We start from the raw sequence: 2,456 nt of genomic DNA on the forward strand, positions 1-2,456 counted from the left end.
TGAGCTCGTCGCGAGCATCTGCAATCACAACGAAAACTAGCCCCCACATCCTTGAAGGATCACGAAACGGTTACACCACTCCACGGGACTTGACCCGCCGGAGCTGTCGCGGTAGGTTATTGTCCACGCGGCTTAGACCAGCAGAAGGAGCGCGACAGTGAGCAAGGTGGACCTTTGGCAGGATGCGACGGCCCAGGCCGAACTCGTGCGCTCGGGAGAGATAAGCCGGACCGAACTGCTGGAGGCGACGATCGCTCATGTCCAAGCTGTGAACCCAGAGATCAATGCCGTCATCATCCCGCTCTTTGAGAAGGCGCGGCGTGAGAGCGAGTTGGCCTCCGGGCCCTTCGCTGGCGTGCCCTATCTTCTGAAGGACCTCACCGTCGTGAGCCAAGGCGATATCAACACGTCCAGCATCAAAGGCATGAAAGAGTCCGGCTACAGAGCCGACCACGATGCCTATTTCGTGCAGCGGATGCGCGCGGCGGGGTTCGTTTTGCTCGGCAAAACGAATACACCGGAGATGGGCAACCAGATAACGACGGAGCCCGAAGCGTGGGGCGCCACTCGGAACCCTTGGAACCTCGGACGGTCGGTTGGCGGATCCAGCGGCGGCTCAGGGGCTGCGGTAGCCGCGGCTCTGTCACCGGTTGCGCACGGCAATGACGCGGCAGGTTCCGTGCGCATACCTGCCAGCGTCTGCGGCGTCGTCGGCCTCAAGCCGACGCGTGGGCGGATATCCCCAGGCCCCTTGGTCACTGATTCAGACAACGTCGCAGGAACCGCCCATGAAGGCCTCTTTGCGCGAAGCGTGCGGGACATCGCGGCGTTACTGGACGTCGTCAGCGGCCATCGGCCGGGCGACACGTTCTGCGCACCGACAGCGTCACGGCCCTACGCCCAGGGCATAAGCGAGAATCCGGGCAGTCTCCGCGTGGGGGTCCTGACCCACAACCCCGTTGGCGACTTCGCTCTGGATCCGGAATGCGCCGCGGCGGCACGGGGCGCCGCTGCGGCGCTTGCCGCGCTCGGCCATGACGTGAACGACGCCTACCCAGAGGCGCTCGGCGATCGGTCCTTCCTCAAGGACCTCTCGCCGATCACCGACGTCGTGATCGCGCGAGAGATCGAACGCAACGGAGAACTGATCGGCCGGCCGCTGACGGAGGATGACGTTGAGTGGACCAGTTGGGAAATGGTCAAACGCGCAGACCAAGTCACGGGGCGCGCCTTCGCCGCGTGCGTGGACGAGCTTCGATACTACGCTGGGAAGGTGGAGCGTTGGTGGGAGGCGGGTTGGGACCTCCTGATCTTGCCGACTGTAACGCGTCAGACGCCGGAAATTGGGGAACTCATGCTCGCCAAGGGAACCGACTTGGAAGGGCGTCAGTCCGCCTTTATCTCGGGCAGTCTGCGGATGCTGGCCTTCACCGTTCCCTTCAACGTTTCGGGGCAGCCGGCTATCTCCCTCCCCATCGGCATGTCTAGCGATGGGATGCCGATTGGGGTGCAGATCGTCGCGGCCTATGGACGCGAGGACCTCCTCCTTCAGGTGGCCGCGCAGTTGGAAGGGGCGCTGCCATGGGTCGCTCGGCGGCCCCAATTGCTGAACCCGTCGCGGAAGATCCCAGCGGCCTGATGCTTGCGGGAGATGGGGTCCGGCCGACAGATACGGGCCGGGCCCAGGTTTCGTCCCCAACTGGCACCCCACACCGCCTTAGTGAAGGTCCGCCTCGGGGACGCCCCACAGCCGGATTGAGGCCACTCTTTTCTGTGCTGGAACCCCGGCCTGTCGTCGCCTGCTTGTGAGCTCGCACCACGGTCGAGCTTAGCATCAGGTACTGAGTGTCTCAATCCTTCGTCAGTTCGTCGATCAGACGCTCCCACACCCGGCCGCCGCCCACCGACTGAAGAGCTTGCCGTATTCCACTTGCCGTACCGCTCGAGCATGCGCCGGCCAGATCGAGCCGGTCGTGGGGCTCTTCCAGTCGACGGCAGGCAAGAGGGGGCTGGCGCGCATGGTGCCCCAGGGTTCAGCCGATCCCACGCTTCGGGGCCTCCCGGCTCCATCCTTTCTCCGTGCCGTGGGCGTTGCGGGGCCTGCTCGCTCGAAGGGGTCGGTCGAGCCCTGGGCTCGGCCGAGGGGGAGCATTGTATGGGGGAATTCCTGGTCAAGGTCCGACACCTGCCGGGCCGATCAGCGATCACAGGATCGGGCACGTCGCCGATCGCCTTCGTTCCGGGGTGTCCTTCTGGGACGCCGACCTCCAGCGCACCCGCGCCTACGACGATGAGGTCTACGAAATGCTGCGGAAGTAGTAGTGCCCCGTAGAGTGGTGTAACGATCCCGGCCAGTAAACGGGCTCATCGCATTTGTGAGTGTAGAACCGGTCTGAACCCACCAGCCTCGAGCAACGACCTCGCGATGTAGTTCGTGAGGTTCCGGAACCCGAGCG

1 protein-coding gene is annotated in these 2,456 nt (G+C 64.3%); it reads left to right on the forward strand.

All coding sequences use genetic code 11. From position 1 onward, the window contains the following. The first annotated feature begins 157 nt into the window (after positions 1 to 157). A complete protein-coding gene (nylA, locus tag AB0O71_RS15390) occupies positions 158 to 1,639 on the forward strand; it encodes a 6-aminohexanoate-cyclic-dimer hydrolase (RefSeq protein ID WP_234001864.1) in 1,482 nt (493 codons plus the stop codon). Positions 1,640 to 2,456 lie beyond the last annotated feature (817 nt).

Origin of the sequence: Leucobacter sp. NPDC077196, from assembly GCF_040687075.1 — a bacterium.
GTDB lineage: Bacteria > Actinomycetota > Actinomycetes > Actinomycetales > Microbacteriaceae > Leucobacter.